The organism is Pseudarthrobacter sp. AB1 (assembly GCF_014926485.1).
Taxonomy (GTDB): Bacteria; Actinomycetota; Actinomycetes; order Actinomycetales; family Micrococcaceae; genus Arthrobacter.
Map to the genome: position 1 here is coordinate 143571 of NZ_PZKO01000020.1, position 21936 is coordinate 165506.

A 21936-nucleotide genomic window follows, 5' to 3' on the forward strand; every position below is an offset into this window, starting at 1 on the left:
GGGTTATGGGGGTGGCGGTTAGGGGGTGCGTTTGGCCGGGGCGACGACCTTGATGACAGCGGAGTCATCGGCGGCGGCCAGGCCCTGGGCCTGGCCCAGGAGGTACAGCTGCTCCGCCGCGGCGGCGACGGGGGCTGCCAGGCCGGCGGCGCGGGTGGCCTTGCCCACGATGCCCATGTCCTTGACGAAGATGTCCAGGCGGGACAGGACCTCGGCGCCGCCCTCAGTGTAGGCCTCGAGAATACGCGGGCCGCGGTTGGAGAGCATAAACGAACCTGCCGCGCCGGCTTCGAGCGCGGCGAGGGTCTTGGCCTGGTCCAGGCCGAGCGCGTCGGCGAGGGCCATGGCCTCCGCGGCCGCCGCGATGTGGATGCCGCAGAGGAGCTGGTTGACGGTCTTGAGGGCCTGGCCGTCGCCGGGTTTGTCGCCCACAACAGTCAGCGTGGAAGCCAGCAGGTCGAGGGCCGGGCGGGCCTTCTCCTGGGCTTCCGGGGAGGCGCCGACGACGATCAGCAGGTCGCCTTCGCCGGCGCGCTTGGGGCCGCCGGACAGCGGCGCGTCCACAAGCTCAACGCCGTATTCGGCGAGGCGTGCCACGGTGGTGGGGATCGCCTCGGTGCCCACGGTGCTGCCCAGGATCACGACGGCGCCCGGCTCGAGCACGGAGGCCACGCCGTTCTCACCGAAGAGGACCTCGTTGAGCTGCTCGCCGTTGCGGACCGCCAGGAGCAGGGCGTCGGCGCCCTTGGAGGCTTCCCGGGCGGAGGCGAAGGTGCGGATGCCGGCTTCTTCGGCGAGCTTCAGCCGCGGCTCGGCGATGTCGAAGCCGTGCACGGTGAGTTCGCTGGCCAAGCGGGTGGCCATGGGCAGGCCCATGGCGCCGAGGCCCAGTACGGTGATGGTGTAGTTGGTGGTCATGGTGTTCTCCTTTGAATTCTTGCGCGTTTCGACAAGCTCAACCAACGGTCAGAAGGTGTTGCTGAGCTTTCGGGTGACGTCGGCGAGGGACTGGTCATCGCCCACGTTGCCGGCGAACACGATGTACGGGATGCCCTTGGCGGGGCCGTCCACCGGCTCCCAGAGCGAGACGATGCCCGGCAGCATGGGCCCGCGGACTATGGCGTGGCGGATTTCCAGGCCGTGGGCGGCGACGTCGGAGGACGTGATCCCGCCCTTGGCGATGACGAAGCGCGGCGGGAACGTCTTGAGCGTCCGGTTCACCACGGCAACGACGGCAGCGGACACCGTGCGCGCGATCCGCAGGCTTTCGGCGGGGTTGTCGGTCTTGATCAGCAGGCGGCTCGTGTGGACGATCACGTCTCCCCCATGGAGAGCCTCCACGACGGTTTCGACGGTCTGATCCAGGTGGGCGTCTCCGGTGTCGCTGAGCAGCTTCTCGACGTCGATCTCCACAATCCGGGCGGCGCTGTGCTGTTCGGTGAGGGCCTTGAGCTGGCGGGTGGTCACGCCCACGTGGGATCCGACGACGATCAGGCCGCCCGCCTCGGACGGGGTGTTGCCGGCAAAGGCTTCAGCGCCGGTGAGCTCGGCGCGGATTTCCTGGCCGATCCGGGCCCGGACAAACGGCGGTCCCACGCGGTAGAGGAGCTTCTTGCCGCGTCGTTCGGCTTCTTCCAGGCCAAGCGACAGGGCGCGGAGGTCGTTCTCCGTGACGATGTCGGCGATGATCGGCGTGGAGTCGGTGGCGGGATGGATCGCGTCGGCGATGGCCTTGGCGGTGATTTGCGGATCGGCAGAGGCGCGGATGATGTTCAGGTCAAGAACGATCACGGATTCCGCGGCGAAGCGGCCCTGCGACTTCTCTTCCACGTACTGGGTCATGTCCGAGTTGGCGAAGCCGAAGCTTGCATCCTTGGCGAATTCGGTCTCGGCCACGGGGGTGAGCTTGCCGGCGTCGTCCCCCGTGCCACGCATGTAGTGCACGCCGCCGATGGTCACGCGGCCGGCGTCGGGGAACGCCGGCACCAGCACAACGCCGTCGGTGGCTTCTCCGCTGACGTCAGCAACGGTGGCGGCGATGACGTCGGGCTCCAGCGGGTAGTGTCCGCGGAGAGTGGAGTCGCTGCGGCTCACGAACCCGAGCCGGAGGCCCGAACCGGCGCTGGCATCTGCGGGCCCCGCGGCGGCCAGCGCGTTGCGGACCACTTCCTCGTTGCGGGCCGCAGCTTCAGCGGGGTCCAGGCTGCGGGTGTTGGTCAGCACGTACACGGCGGGCTTCGCCTGGCCGAAGGCCCAGATGAAGTCCTCCACCTCCCAGCGGGTGAGCACGGGCAGATCCGCAACGGACTGCGTTCCGGTGGGGTCGTCGTCGAGCACTACGAGCATCCGGGTGGTCTCCGCACTGGAAGCGGCGACGGCGTCGGCAACAAGGCGGGCGGGAATCCGGACTTCGGCCGGGAAGGCGGCCAGGATGTCTGCTTCAAGCGTCACAGTGCACTCCGTTGTGTGGGAAATCTAAAATAATGACTTAACTGTAAGATGTCTGACATCTAACATTTCAAATAGTGTGGCACAGGACATAGAAACGCGCAAGTAGACTTGTCAGACATATCTGGCAACGCCGCAAGGGGACGTATGGCACGGAAATCATTGGTGGGCGTTGTTGCAGACGAGCTCCTGGACCGGATCATTGCCGGGGAATTTCCAGCCGGATCCAGCGTGCCCGGAGAGCTTGAGCTCAGTGCCAAACACGAGGTGAGCCGGATGACCGTGCGCGAGGCCATGAAAACCCTCGAGGCGCAGCGGATCCTCAGCGTGGAACGCGGCCGCGGCACGTTCGTTAACCCGCTGAACCGCTGGGCTTCGCTCGAAGCTGTGCTGCGTGCCGCGTCAGAGGGCCAGAACGAAGCCGCCGCCTCCGTGCAGCTGATTGAACTGCGCCGGATGTTGGAAACCGGGGCGTGTGAGCTCGCGGCCGCCCGGATCAGCGACACCGACATCCAGACGCTGTTCGTCCATGTAGCGGCGATGCGGGCCGCCCATGAGGTCAATGACGTGGCCGCCTTCGTGGAGGCTGACCTGGCATTCCATGACCTGATCCTGAGCGCCTCGGAGAACGTTTTTGTTGCGGTCCTTTTCGCGCCGCTGCACCGGGTGCTCGAAAAGCGCCGGGCCGAGACATCGGCCGTGCCCACCATCCAGGAGCACGCAATCGGGCACCACCAGAACATCGCTGAGGCACTGGAATCGCGCGATCCGAGCCGGTCGCGGGAAGCCATGGACCAGCACATGCAACAGACCCTGGATGACCTCAAGAACCTGGTCCTCGAGGCGCCCTGACCAGCATCCACTCCGGAGTATTGGGTCTGGCCACGCCTGAGAAGTGCCACTAGTGTTCAAGGACGGCCCGCAACCGGGAATCGAAGGCGATCACGAGGAGCGAAGTTGTCCAACCACACGTACAGCATTACTGAAATTGTCGGTACCTCCGAAGAAGGCGTGGACGCGGCAGTCCGCAACGGGATCGCCGAGGCCTCCAAGACCTTGCGCAACCTTGACTGGTTCGAGGTCAAAGAAATCCGAGGTCACCTCGAAGACGGCAAAGTTGCCGACTGGCAGGTGCGGGTCAAGCTCGGTTTCCGCCACGAAGGCTGACCTGCCTGGGTTTTAAAGAGTGATGGCCGCGTCCTTTGGGCGCGGCCATCACTCTTTGGCTTCAGTTGGACGAGGCACCACCTGCGGTGCGCCTGGCTAGAATCAGCGTTGCCAGCAGACGTACAGACCGGTCAGCTTTCGGCGGTGGCCGGAGGGAGTGCTTCCAAGTCCAGCGTCGTGCCCGGACGGGCAACTGCGGAGCCGGTCCCGGCATTGAGGCCAAGACTCAGTAACGCCAAGGCGTCCGACGACGGCGAGCCCGGTTTTGCGGAATACACCCTCAGGGTCTGGTCCGGATCGTCCGGAAGGACCAGGTTTTCAAAGTTCAGTTCCAGGTCGCCGACGGCGGGATGATGGAGCCGTATGCTGCCGGCGGACCGCGTGGCCACGCGGTGCCCTGCCCACCATTGCCGGAATTGCTCGCTGTGGACGGCCAGTTCGCCGACCAGCTGGCTGGCCTCCGGGTCGTTGGGGTGCCGGCCGACATCCACGCGGAGGGCTCCGGCCTCGTCCGCGGCCACTGCTTTCCAGTCGCGGAAGAGTTCCCGGGCACCGGGATCGAGAACCAGCCACCGGGTCAGGTTGCGCTCGTGCGCCGGCAGGTCCCGAAAATCCGTGAACAACAGGTAGGCCATCCGGTTCCCCACCAGCACATCGGTCCGGCGGCCCAGCACCAAAGCCGGAATGTCCCCCACCGATTCCAGGAGCTGCCGCAGTGCCGGCCGTACTGACTGCGCCGGTCCGGGTGAACGTGGGCTGGCCGCACAGTTTTCCATGAGGTCAAGCATGTGCGCGTGTTGGCCCGCATCCAGCCGGAGGGCCCGGGACACGGAGTCGAGCACAGAGCGCGACGGATGGATGTTCCTGCCCTGCTCCAGCCGGATGTAGTAGTCCGTGCTGACCCCTGCAAGCCTGGCCACTTCCTCACGCCGAAGGCCAGGAACCCGGCGCACGCCGGAGGTGGCTTCCGCCCCCGCGTCTTCCGGACTCAGCCGGGACCGCATGGCCTTCAGGAATTTTCCGAACTCGGCGCTCTGACCCATGCCCCTATTCTGCATCGTCCTGGCAGGCACTTCCTACGGCGAAGGTAGGACTGCCAGTCCTAGGAAAAACAGGGACACGGTCAGGGCCTGGCTATCGGCGCGAAAGTACATAGGCTCGTACCGGAGCAATTCCCGAAAGCGGTTTCCGGCCGGATATCCCGTGCCAGGAACCACCCTTCAGCACTACGAGGAGTCCCCCATGTCAGAAATCACGCTGAACAACGGCGTCGCCATTCCCCAGCTCGGCTTCGGCGTATTCCAGGTCCCGCCGGAAGACACCCAGCGGATCGTCGAAGATGCTCTCGCCGCCGGCTACCGCCACATCGACACCGCCGCCGGCTACCGCAACGAAGCAGGTGTGGGAGCTGCCATCGCAGCCTCAGGCATTCCGCGCGAGGAAATCTTCGTGACCACCAAGCTCCGCAACGGCGACCAGGGCCGGGCCCGGGAAGCATTCCAGGACACCCGCGACGCACTGGGTCTCGACTTCGTGGACCTCTACCTCATCCACTGGCCGGTTCCGTCGCAGGGCCTCTACGTCCAGGCATGGAAGGAGCTGGAGGCCCTGCATAACGCCAAGGAGATCCGCGCCATCGGCGTCTCGAACTTCCTCTCGGACCACCTGGACACCCTGCTCGAATCTTCGGACGTGGTACCGGCCGTGAACCAGATCGAGGTGCACCCCAGCTTCCAGCAGGCCGAACTTGCCGCCAAGAGCCGCGCCCTCGGGATTGCGGTGGAGGCGTACAGTCCGCTGGGCCAGGGCGGCGACCTCAAGGGGAACGCCGTTACCGCTGTCGCGCAGGCTCACGACGCCACCACGGCGCAGGTGGTCCTGGCCTGGCATCTGGCCGCCGGCACCATCGTCATCCCCAAGTCAGTTGACCCGTCCCGTATCCGCGAAAACTTCGCGGCCGCGTCCCTGACACTGTCCGACGACGAACTCGCCTCCATCACTGCCCTGGAGCGGGGCGCGCGCATCGGTTCCGATCCCGCCGTCGCCGCTTTCACGCAGCTGTAGCAACCGGTGACCGAGCCTGCCGGCAGGCTCGGTCACCGGGCTCCGATAGGTCCATCCACCAACGAAGGATTCCCCATGCAGTACACGCACCTGGGCCGCTCCGGCCTGAAAGTTTCCCGCCTGTGCCTGGGCACCATGAACTTCGGCCCGCATACCGACGAAGCGGACGCACACAACATCATGGATTCCGCCCTGGACGCAGGCATCAACTTCTTCGACACGGCCAACGTCTACGGTGGCAGCGGGCACCGCGGCTGGACCGAGGACATCATTGGCCGCTGGTTCGCGAAGGGCGGCGAGCGCCGCGAACGGACCGTCCTGGCCACCAAGCTGTACGGCACCATGACTGACCGCCCCAACGAGTCCAAGCTGTCCGCGCTGAACATCCGCCGCGCCTTGGACGCCAGCCTGAAGCGCCTCCAGACGGACTACATCGATGTATACCAGTTCCATCACATTGACCGGGACACGCCCTGGGACGAGATCTGGCAGGCCATCGAAGTGGCCGTCCAGCAGGGCAAGATCCTCTACTCAGGCAGCAGCAACTTCGCCGGGTGGCACATCGCCCAGGCACAGGAAGCTGCCCGTCGCCGGAACTATACCGGGCTGGTCAGCGAGCAGTCGATCTACAACCTGTTCCGCCGCGAGGTGGAGCTGGAGGTCATCCCTGCCGCCCAGCAGTACGGCCTGGGCCTGATCCCGTGGTCCCCTCTGCAGGGCGGGCTGCTGGGCGGTGTCCTGAAGAAGGAACGCGGAGGCGTCCGGCGCATCGAAGGACGCGCTGCAGAAACGCTCGAGGAGCACCGGGACCAGATCCAGCAGTTCGAGGATCTTGCGGACGGACTCGGACATGAACCCGGTGACATCGCGCTCGCCTGGCTCCTTCACCAGCCTGCTGTCACTGCACCGATCGTGGGGCCGCGCACGCAGGAACAGCTCGACGCCGGCATCCGGGCGTTGGACGTCACGCTTGACGCCGAAGCGCTCAAGCGGCTCGACGACATCTTCCCGGGCCACCGCCCGGCACCGGAGGACTACGCATGGTGAATCCATTGGATTCCACGGCGGACACCGTGGCGCCGCGGAGCCTCCTCTTCCTGGGCGGCACCGGGGTGATCAGCGCGGCGGCGGCAGAACGCGCCGTCGCGCTGGGGCACCGGCTGACTATCCTCAACCGAGGCCAATCAGGCAAGCCGGTACCTGATGGCGCCGAGGTGCTGCATGCCGATGTGCGTGACGTGTCCGCCGTGCGGGAGGTGCTGGGCGGCCGGGAGTTCGACGCCGTCGCGGACTTTATCGCCTACAAGCCGGATCAGGCACGGGCCAGCCTGGAGCTGTTCCGTGGCAGGACGGGTCAATACGTGTTCATCAGTTCAGCGTCGGCGTACCAGAAGCCGCCCACCCGGCTGCCCATCCTGGAATCCACCCCTCTGAAGAACCCTTTCTGGCAGTATTCGCGGGACAAGATCGCCTGCGAGGATATTCTGTTTGAGGCGTACCGTTCCGAGGACTTCCCGCTGACCGTGGTGCGCCCATCCCACACCTACGACCGCACCAAGATCGCCATGGTGGGCGGCTGGACGGACGTGCACCGGATGCGCGCCGGGCTGCCGGTTATGGTGCACGGGGACGGCACCTCGCTGTGGACCCTCACCCACAGCCGCGACTTCGCCAAAGCCTTTGTGGGGCTTCTAGGCCGGCCGCAGGCTGTGGGCGAGAGCTACACCATCACCTCCGACGAATACCTGCCCTGGAACCAGGTTTACCGTTCGTTCGCCCGGGCAGCCGGTGTCCCGGAGCCCGAGCTGGTCCATGTGGCCTCGGAAACCATCGCCGCGCACAGTGCGGAACTGGGGCCCAACCTGCTGGGCGACCGATCCCACTCAGTGGTCTTCGACAACACGAAGATCAAGTCCCTGGTCCCGGGCTACACGGCCACGATTCCGTTCGCGGACGGGACCCGAGAGATCGTTGACTGGCATGACAGCCACCCCGAACTGCAGGTGGTGGACCAATCGTTCATGGACCTGAGTGATCGGCTGATCAGGTGGGCAGGGAGAGCGGCTGACTGACGGCGTGTCCGCGGCGCCCGCTGCGTCCCGGATGGGGAGCCTCCGGCGGCGCCGCGGCACTAGGCCTTCTCAACCCACTGGGCCCGCCATTCGGGCGCCTCGAAGGCCTCGCTCCAGCAGGGCTTCGGCCACCACCAGGTTCCCGCCGCTCAGCATCCGGCGCGGCGTGATGGTGGGCAGCTGCGGGAACGCGTTGTAGATTCCCCGCCGGTTTTCCGCTCCGCGCACAAGCTCCCCGGATTGCGGCCAGTGCATCACCGCGTCGTCGTGAAACAGCTCGTCCATGACCTCAATGCGGCGATCGTTGATGCAGTCGATCAGCCTCGTAACCACGTTCTCATTACCAGTTGCCTCAACCACGATGTTGACCTGACTCCTCGACGATATCGGGGACGGCTGACCCTTGCATTGTGCTCCTGGAATCCGGCATTCACCACGGCTACCAGCCACTCCCCCGGCGGGCCTGCGCGTTCCTGCCCAGTTGCTGGTAGCCAACCTGCCGACATGCCGTGGCGCCGGCGTGGCACAGAGTCGTTTGCGGGCTTCGGAGTGGAGCAACCGGGCTGGAGCGCACGCAGGTCCGCGGTCTGGAGCCGAGGCCCCTTAGACGTGCGGCCTGGCTGAGGGCGATCCCGCGATCTTGTCTCGAACAGGTCACCCTGGACTCCACCCGGCCACGCCATTTACAACGTTCTAAATACAGCGGGCCCGGTCGCAAAGCAGCTGGCAGCGAGTGTGCAGCAGGCGGCAAAGGCAGTGGTCGACGGCGATGCCTCCCAAGCGGCGCACGCCATCCAGCGCTTCGTGAAGTTCCTGGAAGCCCGATCAGGCATCCAACGTGGCACGAACAGTGCTCGAACCACCAGGCCGGAAACATTCTCCGGGCATTCGAAGGCTAGGACGGCGAAAGCACGGCAGACTGTTGAAATGACTCTCTCACCGCTCATCATGCTCAATGACGGCTACAGCATCCCGCAGCTGGGTCTCGGCACCTGGCCGCTGGACGACGAACAGGTGACTGCCGCCGTCGTACATGCCCTGGAAGCCGGGTACCGGCACATCGATACGGCAGTGAAATACGGCAATGAAGAAGGCGTAGGGAACGGCATCCGCGCAGCAGGGCTGGACCGAAGCGAAATCTTCGTCACCACCAAGCTGGATGGCCAGTTCCAAGGCGAGAACCGCGCTGCGGCGGGGCTGGAGGGGTCGCTGACCCGCATGGGGCTGGACTACGTGGACCTGCTGCTGATCCACTGGCCGCTCCCTGCGCGGGATGATTTCGTGTCGACGTGGAAAACGTTCGAGCGGCTGCAGGCGGAGGGCAAAGTCCGGTCCATCGGCGTCTCCAACTTCAAGCCGGCACACCTGGAACGGCTGCTGGCCGGAAGCGACGTTGTGCCTGCCGTGAACCAGATCCAGCTGAGCCCGGCGATTACGCGCGAGGCGGAACGGGAGTTCAATGCCGGGCACGGAATTGTCACAGAATCATACAGTCCGCTGGGCGGGTCAGGGGCCAGCGTGCTGGGCGCTCCCCTGCTTGCGCAGCTGGGCGAAAAATACGACAAGACCCCGGCTCAACTGGTGCTGCGCTGGCATATTGAGCAGGGACTTGCAGTCATTCCCAAATCGGGAAATCCCGAGCGGATGCAGGAAAACCTGGACATCTTCGACTTCGCCCTGGACCGGCAGGATCTCGCGGAACTTGCCATCCTGGACGAGGGGCCAGGCGCCGGCAACGATTCGGACGCGACAGGGCACTGAGAGGGCCGCGGACATGCTTCTTGCGAGGATGCGGAGTGGCGAAAAGATACTAAGCATGATTAGGATTGAGGCAGAAGGATGAAGCGTCCCCGGGATCCGGGTACCTCCTTGATGTAGGAAGAAGGAATGAAAAAATGGGTTTCTTTGCATTTTTGATTCTTGGCCTTATTGCCGGCGCCATCGCTAAGGCAATCCTTCCAGGCAAGCAGGGTGGCGGCTGGATCATCACCCTCGTCCTGGGCGTCGTCGGCGCGTTCCTCGGCGGCTGGCTTGGCGGAATGATTTTCGGTACCGGCCTGCAGGAGTTCTTCTCGCTGCAGACCTGGTTGCTCGCGATCGCCGGCTCGATCATCGTGCTGCTTGTTTACGGCATGATCACGAAGCGCAGCGTTCGCAGCTAACTTCGTTACCGGCATGAACACCGGCCCCGGGACCTCCCGGGGCCGGTTTTCTTTCCCCCTGCCACTCGGGTCGGGGACTGACACCTTCTCAACGAGCAGGAGTTCACTATGAAATCAAAACTTCTTTTAGGTATTGGAATCGCGGCTGGTTACGTCCTGGGATCACGGTCCGGCCGGGCAGCGTACGACAAGCTCAAGGCCAGGGCTGCGAGTATCTGGGACAGCAAGCCGGTCCAGGACAAAGTCAGTGCCGCCGCGGAGGCCATCAAGGAGAAGGCTCCCGACGTGGCGGACCAGCTGGGTGAGGCCGCGCGCCGGGCGGGCACAGTCATCAGCTCCGCCGTTCACCACGACGCCGCGTCGGGTAACAGCAAGTCCAAAACGTCCGACGCCGGCACTTCGGTGGGTGAATCGGTGAACCCGGGAACATCGGACGTCGAGTCCGACCCCGCGTTCAATGACAACGAGGGCCAAGACTGGACCGGTGAAGGCGGCGCCACTACTGCCGGCGCAGCGACGAGCGTTGACCCCCGGCGGGAATGATCCGGGATCGTTGCGGGGACGTTACGCGGGATTCGCCGTGTGACAAGGAAACCACGTTGAAATTGTGCTAAAAATGGTCGTTGCTGGCCGCCGCGCTCCTTGGGGGACGCGGCGGCCAACAACGTCTCAGGTCATGGCCGCATGCCCTGACTCAGGTGGCCAGCTCGGCAGCACCGAACGACACGCTGAACTGAACGCACCACAGGTCAACCGAGCGGTACTTCGACAGATCCACGTCGGCGGGAAGCTGGTAAACCTGATTGCCCAGATTTCCCTTGATCAGGCCGAGGTCGTAGTAATCAGCGGAGCCGGCAGTGAACCATCCGGCAGTCCCTTCCACCACGTGCGCGGCACTTAACCAGACGTGCACGTCCGGACCGTTGGACGTAGCCAGGTTTTCGAGCGAGAGTAGCCTGGCACCGTCAGGCTGCTGGACGATCCGGACAGTTCCCGTGGTGGCGTGTTCATGGCTGATCAAAGTACCCACGGCAAGCTGCACCGGACCTGCAGGCACGGGTGCCGGCGTCTGCGTCGGCGCAAAGGGTGTAGGCGTAGCAGGTTGTGCTAGCGGTGGACCGCTGGCCACGATGGGAAGCTGTTCATCCACCTTCACATCCACAAAGAGAAGCCAGGGCTTGAACAACACAAGCCCAAGCACCAGTCCTACCGCTGCGACGGCCACCACAGCGAAGATCCAGCTCCGGCGCCGGTTTGGAGTTTGCGTTCTGCTTATGGGCTTTGCCGTCATGGACTCATAGTCCGCGTATCGGCTGACCGGCGCAACGCACCAGCCATAACTGGGCGTGCGGCGTTTTGGGCGACGGCCGCAGTAGGCGCATAAATGTCGTACCCCCTTAGCAGAGTCACAAGCCGCTAAAGTGGGTCCGAGGAACTGGGATATTTGAGAGCTTTCGTGGCGGCGTCACGCCATCACAACGTTGGCAGGGCGGCCGCCTCACTCAACCTGACCCCGTCCCCCGTGAGCAGGGGCATCCACGGCCTCGAACGCGATCTCGGGGTCGTCTTATTCGAGAGGCGGTATCACGCGCTAAAGCTGACTGCGGCTGGTGAAGCCGCGCTGACCAGAGCGGTCGAGATCCTTGCCCAAACTGCAGCCCTGCAGCGCGAGGCTAAGGGTGACACTCATCTCAGCCCCCTACGGATCGGCTCCACGCCCTGGCCCCCACCCGGTACGTGGAACGCCTGACCACCGTTTTGGGGTGAACTCAACGAACCAGAAACGAACGTGGACCTCGAAATGTCCTCAGAACTTCTGCATTCACTATGTAACGGTGATCTGGATCTCGCACTCGTCCATCTGCCCGCGGCCTGCCCGGACATGGCAGTTCGGGAACTAGGTTGCTACAAGTTCGTGGCGTTCAGAGACGCAGTCACCGAGCCATTCGACGTATCCGAACTCCGGCTCCCGGACCTAGCCGGCCGAACGATCCTGACGCTCCCGTCCAACCTTCAACCGCACCCATGCTGGCGACGCGCGACAGGCTCCTGGAAGCCGGTGTTGCAGCCGTCAACTAAATGGACCTCCGCAACAGCCGCAGGGCAGCGCGCACGAGGAACCTCTTAGAGAACACGGCGCGGATCAGGATTCGGCTTTACTGACTTTGTAGTTGAGTCCGATGTCCTCCCGGGGAACCCACACCTCGAAGGACTCATAGCATTCATATAACTTGCGCGTCCCAGTGCCATCCTGAACCCAGACAATGGTCCCGTCCTTCGTGACACCGTCAATCGTGCCCCTCGCCATTGTTTGTCCGTGCTGGACTATTTCCGCTTTTGCGCCATCAACGGAGGTCCAGTCTTTAACCCGCCGGCGCTTGCTGTCGGTTGCGTACATCAATTTTCTCCTGCTTCTGGGTTAAAGGGCTTGGGCGGTTCCGGGCAGGCGTCCTGCCGGGCCGAAAGTGGCGCTCGGAGAAGAAGTTTCTGCCGTGCAGTGCTTCCGCCGCTTGGACCCCCGTTGACGGACAGGTATTCGCTATTGCCGTTCGAGCTGCCTCGGCATCACCTTGGCGGAGCTCGTCGAGAATTTCCGCGTGCTCCTCTACTGCCTGCTGATCGCAACCGGGAACAGTTTCACTGAAGCTCAGCCACATGCTCTCGGAAAGGAGGCCGGGAGCTGGACGGGCAGGAACGGGACGGTTGGGGTACCCGTCCCGCTTCCCGTATCAGGAAACAAACTCTTTCAAAACCTCATCGTCGCTCTTCCTGCGCTCCAGGATGAAGCCGTAAATCAGCGCGATCAGGAACGTCACGAAGGGCAGTGCGACAAGGCCCCAACCCGTGGCATTCATTTCCCACGCCGGGCTGTCCGCTCCTGCCGTGCCGCTGATGAGTCCGAAGCGTGAGAGCAGCAGGTACTCGGCCACGATGATGGACACCAGACCCAACAGGGGCGCAATGAGGGTGTTCCAGACGCGGGTGTCAGCCCGCGTTTCCCTGAAGAAGCGGATAACTGCGATGCAGACGAGTCCCTGGATGAAGGTCAGCCCGAGAATTGCGGTGATTGCGAACCAGTAGAAGAGAGTCACAACCGGGTCCAGACCTGCCAAGGCGAAGGCCAAAATAGTTATGACACCAATGACGGTCTGCAATACCGATGCGCGGACGGGCGTCTTGAAGCGGCCGGTAAAACCGAGGCTGGCAGGCAGCAGCCCCGAGCGGCCCATCGCGTAAAAATACCGGGTGGCCGAATTGTGGAACGCCAGAACACCGGCGAACAGGCTCGAGATGAGAAGCCAGCTCATGACCTCGGGCAGCCAAGGTCCGACGTATTGTCCGGCCACGGTGAAGAGCAGCGCTGCAGGGTCGGCCAGGGGTGTGCCATCGAGGGCCGTTACTTCCAGCGTCTTGTTGACGATGTCCGCGGAACCGGCCCCGGAAATGATAGCGAAGGACGTCAGGGCAAAGACCAGAGTGATGATGATGACGGCGGCATACGTCGCCCGGGGAACCGTCCGTTTGGGATCGCGGCTTTCCTCGCCATAAATGGCGGTGGCCTCAAACCCAATGAAACCCGCGAAGGCAAAGGCAAATGCGATTCCTGGTGCACCTTGGAAAATGTTTACGGGGCTGAAGGATGCTGCGAAGTCCAGTCCGTCGGGTCCCCCGCCTTGGAAGACGACGGCAAGCCCGGTAAGAATCATGGACGCCATCTCCAGCGAGAGTAGAACCCCGAGGACTTTGGCGCCGAGGTCAACATTAAGGATACCGAAGACCTGGACGATCCCGATGCACAGGAGGCACCAGAACCACCAGGGCAAATCCAATCCGAGGGTTGCCATTTTCTGTGAGACGGTCGCTCCAAGAAACCCGTAGATGGCCGTCTGGACCAGACAGTAGGACAGAACGGAGACAAAGGCCGAGGCCACGCCCCAGGGCGCGCCCAGGCCGCGGCCCACGTAGGCAAAGAATGCCCCGGTATGGGTTACGTGGTGGCTCATGGTCGCGTAGCCGACGGCAAAGAACATCAGCATGATGCCGGCGATAAGGAATGCTCCAGGGGCTGCAGCTCCATTACCCAGCACAATGGTGCTGGGGACGAGTCCTGTCATGCCCGCGATAGGCGCGGCCGCTGCCACGACAAAGAAAACGATCCCGGGAACTCCCATCGAGTTCCGATGCAACTGGTTGTCTGGAGCCCCCTCTGCGTGCTTCGGGGAAAGCGCCAGAACTTCTTCTGATGATGCCATTGCTAGTCCACTTCCTGTGCTTTTAGCGTTGATTTGGATGTATCGAGTAGGGCGTCTGGGCCTAGTTCATGACCAGAACGGCGCGGCCCTTGATGCTGCCAGCGCGAAGGAGGTCGTGTGCGTGTTGCGCCTTCTCAAACGGGATGGGCTCGACGGAGTGCTGCAGTGGATGGTTTTGGGCAAACTCCAGAAGTTCCTTGAGTTCCTCAAGGCTTCCCCAGATGCTCGTGGTGAGAACTGCTTCGCTGGGTAGTGCTCCTACACCGAAGTCAATGCGGCCGCCCCAGAGACCGACGACGACGATGATGCCCTGCCGGTCGATGCTGGATGCCGCGGCGGCCATGGTCGCGTCTGCTCCAACGAAGTCAATGACTGCATCGTATTTTCCGGTAAGCCCTTCGGCGCCGCAGGTGAAGTCGGCACCAAGACTGCTGGCCGCGCTTAGCTTTTCGGCGGACGTGTCGACAACGGTCAGCTCCGCATTGGTCAGTGTTTTGAGGAACTGGATGGCGAACTGTCCGAGGCCGCCTGCTCCTATGACAATCGCCCTTGGGTTCCTCCCCTGCAGGTGGGACAGCACACGCTTTACCGCGCGGAAGGCCGTTAGACCGCCGCAAGCCAGAGGGGCAGTGGACACCGGATCCAGGTCCCCGATGGGAACGAGGTAATCCCGTTTCGGGACGAGCATGTACTCGCTGTAGCCGCCGTCCGAGACTATTCCGGCTTCGCGTCCGTTCGGACAGATCATGTCCAAACCAGCTGAGCACTGTCGGCACTCGGGCTTGCCACACCCCCACGGGGCATAAAGGAGAACGCGGCCCAACTCAGGGTGTTCGCCCACCACTTCGTGTCCCAGGACCACGGGGTACGGTCCGCCGAAATCACCGTCGGCTACATGCAGATCAGAGTGGCAAACACCGCAGGCCAGTACCCGGATCAATTCCTCCTCCGGCCCCACCGGCACCGGGATCTCCCGGTTCACCAGTTCCAACGGGGTATGCGGGGCGCTTACGACGAGTGACTTCAAGAAAATCTCCATTCATATTCGGTATACGGGATACGCTAACTGGTGATTTACATTACACTTAGGAAATATCCACTGGCTAGTAGGAGACCGAGGAAATCATGAACCCCACCGATTTGACGCCGCCGTCAACCCTGGAGGACTGCGCGACGCTGGCGCAGGAAAACGGCATCCATACCGTGGAATGTGTATTCACGGACACGTGGGGCATGCCGCGCGGCAAGATGCTGCCCCTTGAGCAGTTCCTGACTGGTGCCGGATTCTCCATTGCAAACGTGGCGTTCTCCTGGGACATGCGGAGTGACATCCATCCAACGCCCTGGTCCCCCGAGAACAGCGAATATCCGGACATGCACGCCGTGCCGGACCTTCCCACGTTCCGGGTGGCAGGCTGGACAACGGGCATGGCAACGGTCATGTGCGACATGCGTGATCCCAAAACCCATGAGCGCATCCCCATGGACGGTCGGGGCATGGTCAAGGACACGCTCAAGGAGTTTGAGGCGCTCGGCTACCGCGTCGACATGGCCACCGAACTGGAATTTCATCTCTTCACCGGCGACTGGCAGCCCATATCAGATAAGTCATACTGCTACTCCCTGGACCGCGCCAACGAACTCGAGCCCGTGATCGGTGCCATCCGTGCCGCACTCACAGCTTCCGGGATCACAGTGGAAGCCAGCAACGTCGAATACGGCCAGTCCCAGGTGGAGATCAACCTGAAATACGGCGACGCCATCACCATGCTGGACAACACCATTCTCTTCCGCCACATCGTGCGCCAAGTCGCACGGCAACACGGCTACAACGCCACGTTCATGGCCAAGCCCATCAACGGGGGCGCCGGCAGCGGCCTCCACGTACACCAAAGCCTCTGGAACAGCGACGGAGTCAATGTCTTTTCGACGAAGGACACTGCCGACCCGGTGCACTCAGACGTCATGCGCCGCTACCTGAGCGGTCTTGTCGCCCACCAGCTGGAACTCCAGGCCATCGCGCTTCCCACCGTCAACGACTACAAGCGCATCGTGGACTACTCTTTCTCCCCCACCCAGGTGTGCTGGGGCCTGGATAACCGCATGGTAGGCGTCCGGTGCATCACCGATGCCGGTCCCGGAACGCGTCTGGAGGTCCGCTGGGCCGCCGCGGACGCAAACCCGTACCTGGTCGCCCAAGGCTACCTCCGGGCGGGCCTGGACGGGCTGAAGAATGATTTGCCGCTGCAGCCCATCTCTACCGGCGACCCCCACGTCGATCCCAGACTCCAGAGAGTCGCGTCAACTCTAGGTGAGGCCGTTAACACGTTCTCCGGCAGCCCGTTCGCCAAGGAAGCCTTCGGTGAGATCTTTGTGGACACCTACACGGCGATGCAGAGGGTTGAGCTGGCTGCCTTCGCTGCTCACGTCACCGACTGGGAGTTCAACCGCTACCACGACATTCTCTAATGGCAGAGATGACTTCCACGATCAAGACCGTACTGCTCATCACGCACGAACAAACTTCCTCCACCGACACCGGCCTCGTCGGACAGGCGCTGCTCGACGCCGGCCACATCATCAAGACCCACGAAGTGTTCTCCGTCAGCCCTGACGGCACCCGGACAATCAACGCAGACTTCCCCGACCCGCGGGACTTCGACGCAGTCATAGCCTTTGGCTCCTTCGGCCACATTTACGAGATCCACGATGACTGGATCACCCGGGAGATTCTGTACATTTCGGTGCTCCACCAGCAGGAAATCCCCTACCTTGGTATCTGCTTCGGCGCCCAGTTGCTGGCTGAAAGCGTAGGTGGCACCACCGTCCGCGCCGACAGGATGGAAGCCGGCCTCATTACCTTCGAACCGGGCTACACCTGTCCGGTCCCGCCCGGTCCGTGGTTCTCCTGGCACAGCGACAAGGTTGAACTCCCCGAGCACATCGACGTGCTGGCCACGACGGCCATCGCCCCGCAGGTCTTCCGCACCGGCCGCTCCATCGGGGTGCAGTTCCACCCCGAGGCCGACGGGGACCTTATGGAGGAATGGATCAGACTTGGCGGCCACGAGTTGGAGGGCGTCCTCTCCATCGAGGACTTCCGACGCCAATGGGCCGTGCACGAGCCCGCCGCGGAAAGCAACACCAGGGAGCTGCTGGATTGGTTTCTGAGCTCACCGTAACTCCTGGTCCCGAACACCTCCTCCGGGCTGAAGGACCGAACAGACAGCTATTAGCAGGTGCGTTCAGCACCCAGATTTCGAATGGACGGGAAAGTGCAGACACCGCGTCGCAGACCCCTGATTGCCGTACCGGGACGATTTTCCGAGAGTGCCTCCGCGCTGAGGTACAAAGCGCTCGTCAATGCCCATGCACTCATTAAGGGCGTGTACGACGCCGGCGGCGAGCCGGTGACCATACTTCCGGTCGCGGATCCGGGAACGCCGGAAGACACACTCTATGAGGATGTCGCGCAGCGGCTGGCTTTCGCCGATGCCGTGCTGCTTCCCGGCGGTGGCGACATGTCCGCCTGGCGCTACGGCCAGGAATCCCACGCCGAATCCGACGCCGGGGACAACCTGCAAGACTCATTTGATCTCGCCGTTGCCCGGTACGTGGTGGCGAACAAGGTCCCCACTCTTGCGGTCTGCCGCGGGATGCAGGTCTTGAACGTATCCCTGGGCGGCGATTTGGAACAGCACCTTCCCACCCCCCACATGAACCAGATCCACACGATCACCCTGGACGCCACCAGTTCTCTGACGCCATCCATCGCCCGTAACCCACAGGTTTCCTGCTATCACCACCAGGCTGTGAGGAATCTCGGCAAAGGGCTCGTAGCCACCGCATGGGCCGAGGACGGCACTGTTGAAGCCCTCGAACTCCAAGGTGCAGAATTCTGGATCCACGCAGTGCAGTGGCACCCCGAAGATACAGTCGCTTCTGACCTCGCCCAACAGGCGCTGCTCAAGGAATTCATAGCAAACATCCCTCTGGTTTAGGCCCGGGACGAACACCAAAAAATCACAAAAAGGTTGTCGGGCGAGACGACCCCCACTAGAATTCCGTATACGGTATCCGCTAAATGGTGTGCCGTGGTCGGACTGGCCAGCATTACCCAAGGAGACGAATCATGAGCCAAACCCACGTGCACAACCACGACGCTCTTTCCGACCTCGCTTTCGAGGACGGGGTCCCGTACGAGTACTTTGACAAGGCCAGAAGGGAAGACCCTGTCCGCTGGGTTGAGGAAGAAGACGGGCCAGGTTACTGGTCTGTAACCCGCTATGCCGACGTCGTTGCCGTTACGCGGAATTTCCAGCAATTCTCGTCTGAGACGGGTGGAACCACCCGGGAGGACATCGGACACGAGGATCTGCTGGCGCGGCAAACCCTGATTGACACGGATCCGCCGCTGCACACAGCGATGCGGCGGGTCCTTTCCCCGCGTTTCACTCCCGGCACCGTTCACAAAGAATGGGTTGGCTTCGTCGAGGAGCTGGTCGAGAGGACGCTCGACCAGGCATTTTCGCGGCCCAGCTTCGACTGGGTAGCAGACGTCGCTGCAGTCATTCCCATGATTGTGCTTGGCGAGCTGCTCGGGGTCCCGACTGAGGACCGCGCCTATCTCAAGGCACTCGGCGACGAGATGATTGCCGGCGCTGACCCTGACCACGCTCCGCGCACCGCTGACTCCCCCGAGAACGTCAGGGAGAACAGTGGCTACCCGTTCTCCAGCCCGGCGGGAAGGGACATCTGGAAGTATGCTGATGCCCTGCGTGACAGGAGGAACGGCAACCTGGGTCATGACGTGTTTTCGCTGCTCATGACCGGGAACATCAACGGACGAAAGCTCACAACCCGCGAGCTGGACAACTTCTTCTCACTCCTGGTCGTGGCCGGCAACGAGACCACACGCATGGCCCTCTCCCATGGCCTCCTGGCCTTCGCTCAGAACCCGGACCAGTTCCACCGCCTCAAGGAAAATCCTTCCCTGCTGAACACTGCCGTTGAGGAAGTGCTTCGGTGGGCTACGCCCATCCATCACTTCCGCAGGACTGCGCTGATTGATACCAAGATCGGGGAAACGGCGATCAAGGCCGGGGACAAGGTCCTTATCTGGTATGCGTCGGCGAACCGCGACGAAACGGTGTTTGACGCACCGTCCACATTCGACATCTCGCGCAAACCCAATCCGCACGTGGCATTTGGTGGCGGCGGCCCCCACATCTGCCTGGGCAACAGCCTGGCGCGCCTGGAACTTCAGATTGTTTTCCGCGAACTGGCCAAGCGGGTAGAAACCATTGAAATAGACGGCCCTGTGCACCGGCTTCGCTCGAACCTGACGCACGGCATCAAGGAACTGCCGGTCCGTCTGACGTACGCCTCCTGATTCGACCACACTTACATGCCAGAAAAAGGAAAAGACATGACATACGACGCAGTGATTTCGGAAGCCTCGCACGAAGTCTCGCTTGCCACGCAAGCCTTCATCCAACGGACCCAGGGGCTTCGAATTGGCACCGACACAGACCGTGAAGCCACGTCGGGGGCAACATTTCAGTCCATCAACCCCGCCACGGAGAGAGTCCTCGGCTCCATTGCTTCCGGCTCAGCGGAAGACGTCAATTCGGCCGTGGAAGCGGCCAGCGCCGCCCTGTCCTCCAGTGCATGGGGCACAGCGAGCCCCGCCACCCGCGCACAGTACCTGTTCGATCTGGCTGACGCGGTGGACGCCAACCGCGAGCAGCTTGCTGAACTGGAAACACTGGACATGGGCAAACCCATCTCCCAGGCACTGGACGACGTCGGGGGCGTCGCGGCCGTCTTCCGGTACTACGGCGGCTGGCCAACGAAGCTCGAGGGTTCGATCAACCCCGTACGCCAACCCTATTTCGGCATGACCCAGATAGAGCCTCTCGGCGTGTGCGGCGCCATCACACCGTGGAACTTCCCGCTCGTGATGGCCTCGCACAAAATCGGACCTGCCCTCGCAGCGGGCAACACCATGGTCATCAAACCGGCCGAGGTCAGCAGCTACTCGACACTTCTTTTGGCCGACCTCGCCCGCCAAGTGGGCCTGCCCCCTGGAGTCCTCAACGTCGTCACCGGACCCGGCCGCACGGTAGGACAGGCCATCGTGGACCATCCCGACGTCGTCAAAATCTCTTTCACCGGGTCCACGCCCGTTGGCCGCCGGATCCTCGAAGCAGGCAGCCGGCAGATGAAGAAGGTCAGCGTCGAACTGGGCGGAAAGAGCGCGAACATCGTCTTTCCTGATGCTGACATCCAGGCGGCCGCAAAAGGATCCGCGGAAGCCATGTGGGAGAACGCCGGACAGGTGTGTGTCGCCCCGACCAGAATGTTTGTCCACGAGGATGTCTACGACGAGCTTGTCGAGGCGCTGGCCCACGAAACCAGGGCCCTGCGAATCGGCGACCCGCTCCTCACCGACACAGAGGTGGGCCCGCTCGTCTCCAAGGCCCAATACATCTCAGTCCAGGAGTACATCGACATCGCACGTTCTGAAGGAGCACACCTCAGCGTCGGAGGGCGCGCCCTGGACCAGCCGGGATACTTCGTCGAGCCGACCATCTTCACTGACGTCCGCAACGACATGCGCATTGCCCAGGAAGAGGTCTTCGGACCGGTCCTTTCCGTGCTTCGTTTCCGCACCGAGGAGGAATCCATCAGGCTAGCCAACGATTCAGCGTACGACCTTGCGGCCGCCGTGTGGACCAGGGACGTCTCCAGAGCCCTTCGCATGAGCAAGGCACTGAAGGCCGGCACAGTATGGGTCAACACGCACGGACGGCTCGATCCGGCGCAGAGCTTCGGCGGCTACAGCAAGTCCGGAAACAGCCGTGAACTTGGCCGCGAGAGTGTACTGTCCTACACGCGGTCCAAGGCGGTCATGATTGACATGTCTGCCTGAACCTTGCGTTCCGCTGCAGCCCGTTCCTTTAGGGGGCGGGCTGTTCGCCGTGGTGCGCGTGCAGTCCGCGGCCCTCATTGATGTGCTCGAAAGCAACCTTGCGTGCGAGTTCGGGGTCGCCGGACTCGGCAGCCTCCACGATGGGGCGGTGCATGTCGGGGAAATCGACAGCAGTGCGGCTTTCCAGGATATCTGCCCATACATGGGTGGCCATGGCCGTCTGCCAGATGACGTCGAACATGCTCAGGAGGTACTCGTTGTCCAGCGCCTCCACGGTGCAGCGGTGAATGGCCTTATTGACCAGGAAGACCTCCATGGCAGTGGTCTGCGGGGCCAATACCAGCTCCTCGTACGTGGACCTAACATACTTTGCGGCCGCGCCGCCCAGGCGCGCAACCTCCGCAAGAGCGAACGGCTCAATGGCCCCACGGGCTGAGTACTGCTTATCCAGCTCGACGTCGGTGAGCTTACGGACAATGTAGCCGCGCCGGCCGCCGGGTTCGATCACGCGTTCCATCTCCAGCCGGTGCAAAGCCTCACGCACGGGCGTCCGGCTGATCCCCATTTTGGCTGCCAAATCATCCATCAGCAGCCTGGCACCGGGACCAAGATCATGTGTCAGGATGCCTTCGGCAATCTGCGCGTACGCGGCGTCAGCAAGCGTCTCCCGAGCAAACTCAATCTTTTTCATGGGTCTCCCGCCATTTCCTGTTTTTCCCAGCCTACCGGCTATTGGCTTACATCGGATTTGCGTATACCGTATACCTTATTCGTCCAATTGAAATCCTTCTCTTATCCGGGTCGGACCGAAGACGCGTCACGAACCACCAGGAAGA

At 62.9% G+C, this 21936-nt stretch carries 23 protein-coding genes; 14 read left to right on the top strand and 9 right to left on the bottom strand.

What is annotated here, in order from left to right; all coding sequences use genetic code 11:
• Positions 1-18: 18 nt before the first annotated feature.
• The gene (locus DAD99_RS06810; RefSeq protein WP_193340883.1) at positions 19-918 is read right to left on the bottom strand and encodes an NAD(P)-dependent oxidoreductase; all 900 of its coding nucleotides are present in this window, start codon (positions 916-918) and stop codon (positions 19-21) included.
• Positions 919-966: 48 nt separating this feature from the next.
• Positions 967-2451, bottom strand: a complete 1485-nt coding sequence (locus tag DAD99_RS06815; RefSeq protein ID WP_193340884.1) for a four-carbon acid sugar kinase family protein — start codon at positions 2449-2451, stop codon at positions 967-969.
• 144 nt (positions 2452-2595) lie between these two features.
• Between DAD99_RS06815 and DAD99_RS06820 the strand changes: the two genes are divergently transcribed.
• Both DAD99_RS06820 and DAD99_RS06825 read left to right on the top strand, forming a co-directional pair.
• The gene (locus DAD99_RS06820) at positions 2596-3300 is read left to right on the top strand and encodes a FadR/GntR family transcriptional regulator (protein ID WP_193340885.1); all 705 of its coding nucleotides are present in this window, start codon (positions 2596-2598) and stop codon (positions 3298-3300) included.
• Between the two features lie 105 nt (positions 3301-3405).
• The gene (locus DAD99_RS06825) at positions 3406-3615 is read left to right on the top strand and encodes a dodecin (protein ID WP_185262315.1); all 210 of its coding nucleotides are present in this window, start codon (positions 3406-3408) and stop codon (positions 3613-3615) included.
• A gap of 131 nt (positions 3616-3746) precedes the next feature.
• Here the strand turns inward: DAD99_RS06825 and DAD99_RS06830 are convergent, their stop codons facing one another.
• On the bottom strand, positions 3747-4658 hold the full coding sequence (locus DAD99_RS06830; protein ID WP_193340886.1) for a helix-turn-helix domain-containing protein: 912 nt from the start codon (positions 4656-4658) through the stop codon (positions 3747-3749).
• A 199-nt stretch (positions 4659-4857) separates the two neighbouring features.
• On the opposite strand from DAD99_RS06830, the gene DAD99_RS06835 reads away from it, so the two are divergent.
• The 3 genes from DAD99_RS06835 to DAD99_RS06845 all read left to right on the top strand — a co-directional run bounded on the left by DAD99_RS06835 (position 4858) and on the right by DAD99_RS06845 (position 7751).
• Entirely contained in the window at positions 4858-5679 is an 822-nt protein-coding gene (locus DAD99_RS06835) for an aldo/keto reductase (protein ID WP_193340887.1), read from the top strand.
• A gap of 75 nt (positions 5680-5754) precedes the next feature.
• Positions 5755-6726: an aldo/keto reductase gene (locus DAD99_RS06840; protein WP_193340888.1), complete on the top strand. Its 972-nt coding sequence runs from the start codon at positions 5755-5757 to the stop codon at positions 6724-6726.
• Complete coding sequence (locus DAD99_RS06845) at positions 6720-7751, top strand: NAD-dependent epimerase/dehydratase family protein (RefSeq protein ID WP_193340889.1); 1032 nt, start codon at positions 6720-6722, stop codon at positions 7749-7751. Before DAD99_RS06840 ends, DAD99_RS06845 begins: the two co-directional genes overlap by 7 nt.
• Before the next feature lie 69 nt (positions 7752-7820).
• Here the strand turns inward: DAD99_RS06845 and DAD99_RS22010 are convergent, their stop codons facing one another.
• Positions 7821-8111, bottom strand: a complete 291-nt coding sequence (locus DAD99_RS22010; RefSeq protein WP_309233216.1) for a nuclear transport factor 2 family protein — start codon at positions 8109-8111, stop codon at positions 7821-7823.
• A gap of 567 nt (positions 8112-8678) precedes the next feature.
• Here DAD99_RS22010 and DAD99_RS06855 point away from each other — a divergent pair.
• The 3 genes from DAD99_RS06855 (at position 8679) to DAD99_RS06865 (ending at position 10456) form a co-directional block, all read left to right on the top strand.
• On the top strand, positions 8679-9512 hold the full coding sequence (locus DAD99_RS06855; RefSeq protein WP_193340890.1) for an aldo/keto reductase: 834 nt from the start codon (positions 8679-8681) through the stop codon (positions 9510-9512).
• A 134-nt stretch (positions 9513-9646) separates the two neighbouring features.
• Entirely contained in the window at positions 9647-9913 is a 267-nt protein-coding gene (locus DAD99_RS06860; RefSeq protein ID WP_185262300.1) for a GlsB/YeaQ/YmgE family stress response membrane protein, read from the top strand.
• Between the two features lie 108 nt (positions 9914-10021).
• Positions 10022-10456, top strand: a complete 435-nt coding sequence (locus DAD99_RS06865; protein WP_193340891.1) for a hypothetical protein — start codon at positions 10022-10024, stop codon at positions 10454-10456.
• 151 nt (positions 10457-10607) lie between these two features.
• On the opposite strand, the gene DAD99_RS06870 is transcribed toward DAD99_RS06865, so the two are convergent.
• Complete coding sequence (locus tag DAD99_RS06870) at positions 10608-11204, bottom strand: DM13 domain-containing protein (RefSeq protein ID WP_193340892.1); 597 nt, start codon at positions 11202-11204, stop codon at positions 10608-10610.
• Positions 11205-11357: 153 nt separating this feature from the next.
• Between DAD99_RS06870 and DAD99_RS22265 the strand changes: the two genes are divergently transcribed.
• A complete protein-coding gene (locus tag DAD99_RS22265) occupies positions 11358-11663 on the top strand; it encodes a LysR family transcriptional regulator (RefSeq protein WP_193340893.1) in 306 nt (101 codons plus the stop codon).
• Between the two features lie 393 nt (positions 11664-12056).
• Here the strand turns inward: DAD99_RS22265 and DAD99_RS06880 are convergent, their stop codons facing one another.
• From DAD99_RS06880 to DAD99_RS06890, 3 genes are all read right to left on the bottom strand, one after another.
• Positions 12057-12311, bottom strand: coding sequence for a hypothetical protein (locus tag DAD99_RS06880; protein WP_193340894.1), 255 nt, complete (start codon positions 12309-12311; stop codon positions 12057-12059).
• A gap of 331 nt (positions 12312-12642) precedes the next feature.
• Positions 12643-14166: an APC family permease gene (locus DAD99_RS06885; protein ID WP_193340895.1), complete on the bottom strand. Its 1524-nt coding sequence runs from the start codon at positions 14164-14166 to the stop codon at positions 12643-12645.
• Between the two features lie 61 nt (positions 14167-14227).
• Complete coding sequence (locus DAD99_RS06890) at positions 14228-15205, bottom strand: alcohol dehydrogenase catalytic domain-containing protein (protein ID WP_193340896.1); 978 nt, start codon at positions 15203-15205, stop codon at positions 14228-14230.
• An 86-nt stretch (positions 15206-15291) separates the two neighbouring features.
• On the opposite strand from DAD99_RS06890, the gene DAD99_RS06895 reads away from it, so the two are divergent.
• The 5 genes from DAD99_RS06895 (at position 15292) to DAD99_RS06915 (ending at position 21100) form a co-directional block, all read left to right on the top strand.
• Positions 15292-16635, top strand: coding sequence for a glutamine synthetase family protein (locus DAD99_RS06895; RefSeq protein ID WP_193340897.1), 1344 nt, complete (start codon positions 15292-15294; stop codon positions 16633-16635).
• A gap of 8 nt (positions 16636-16643) precedes the next feature.
• The gene (locus DAD99_RS06900) at positions 16644-17348 is read left to right on the top strand and encodes a type 1 glutamine amidotransferase (protein ID WP_193340898.1); all 705 of its coding nucleotides are present in this window, start codon (positions 16644-16646) and stop codon (positions 17346-17348) included.
• A 93-nt stretch (positions 17349-17441) separates the two neighbouring features.
• Complete coding sequence (locus DAD99_RS06905; protein WP_309233217.1) at positions 17442-18167, top strand: type 1 glutamine amidotransferase; 726 nt, start codon at positions 17442-17444, stop codon at positions 18165-18167.
• 131 nt (positions 18168-18298) lie between these two features.
• Positions 18299-19558 carry a cytochrome P450 gene (locus DAD99_RS06910; protein ID WP_193340900.1) on the top strand — a complete coding sequence of 420 codons (1260 nt, stop codon included), beginning with the start codon at positions 18299-18301 and terminating at the stop codon, positions 19556-19558.
• Positions 19559-19594: 36 nt separating this feature from the next.
• Positions 19595-21100: an aldehyde dehydrogenase gene (locus tag DAD99_RS06915; protein WP_193340901.1), complete on the top strand. Its 1506-nt coding sequence runs from the start codon at positions 19595-19597 to the stop codon at positions 21098-21100.
• Positions 21101-21128: 28 nt separating this feature from the next.
• Here the strand turns inward: DAD99_RS06915 and DAD99_RS06920 are convergent, their stop codons facing one another.
• Entirely contained in the window at positions 21129-21791 is a 663-nt protein-coding gene (locus DAD99_RS06920; RefSeq protein WP_193340902.1) for a GntR family transcriptional regulator, read from the bottom strand.
• Positions 21792-21936: the final 145 nt, after the last annotated feature.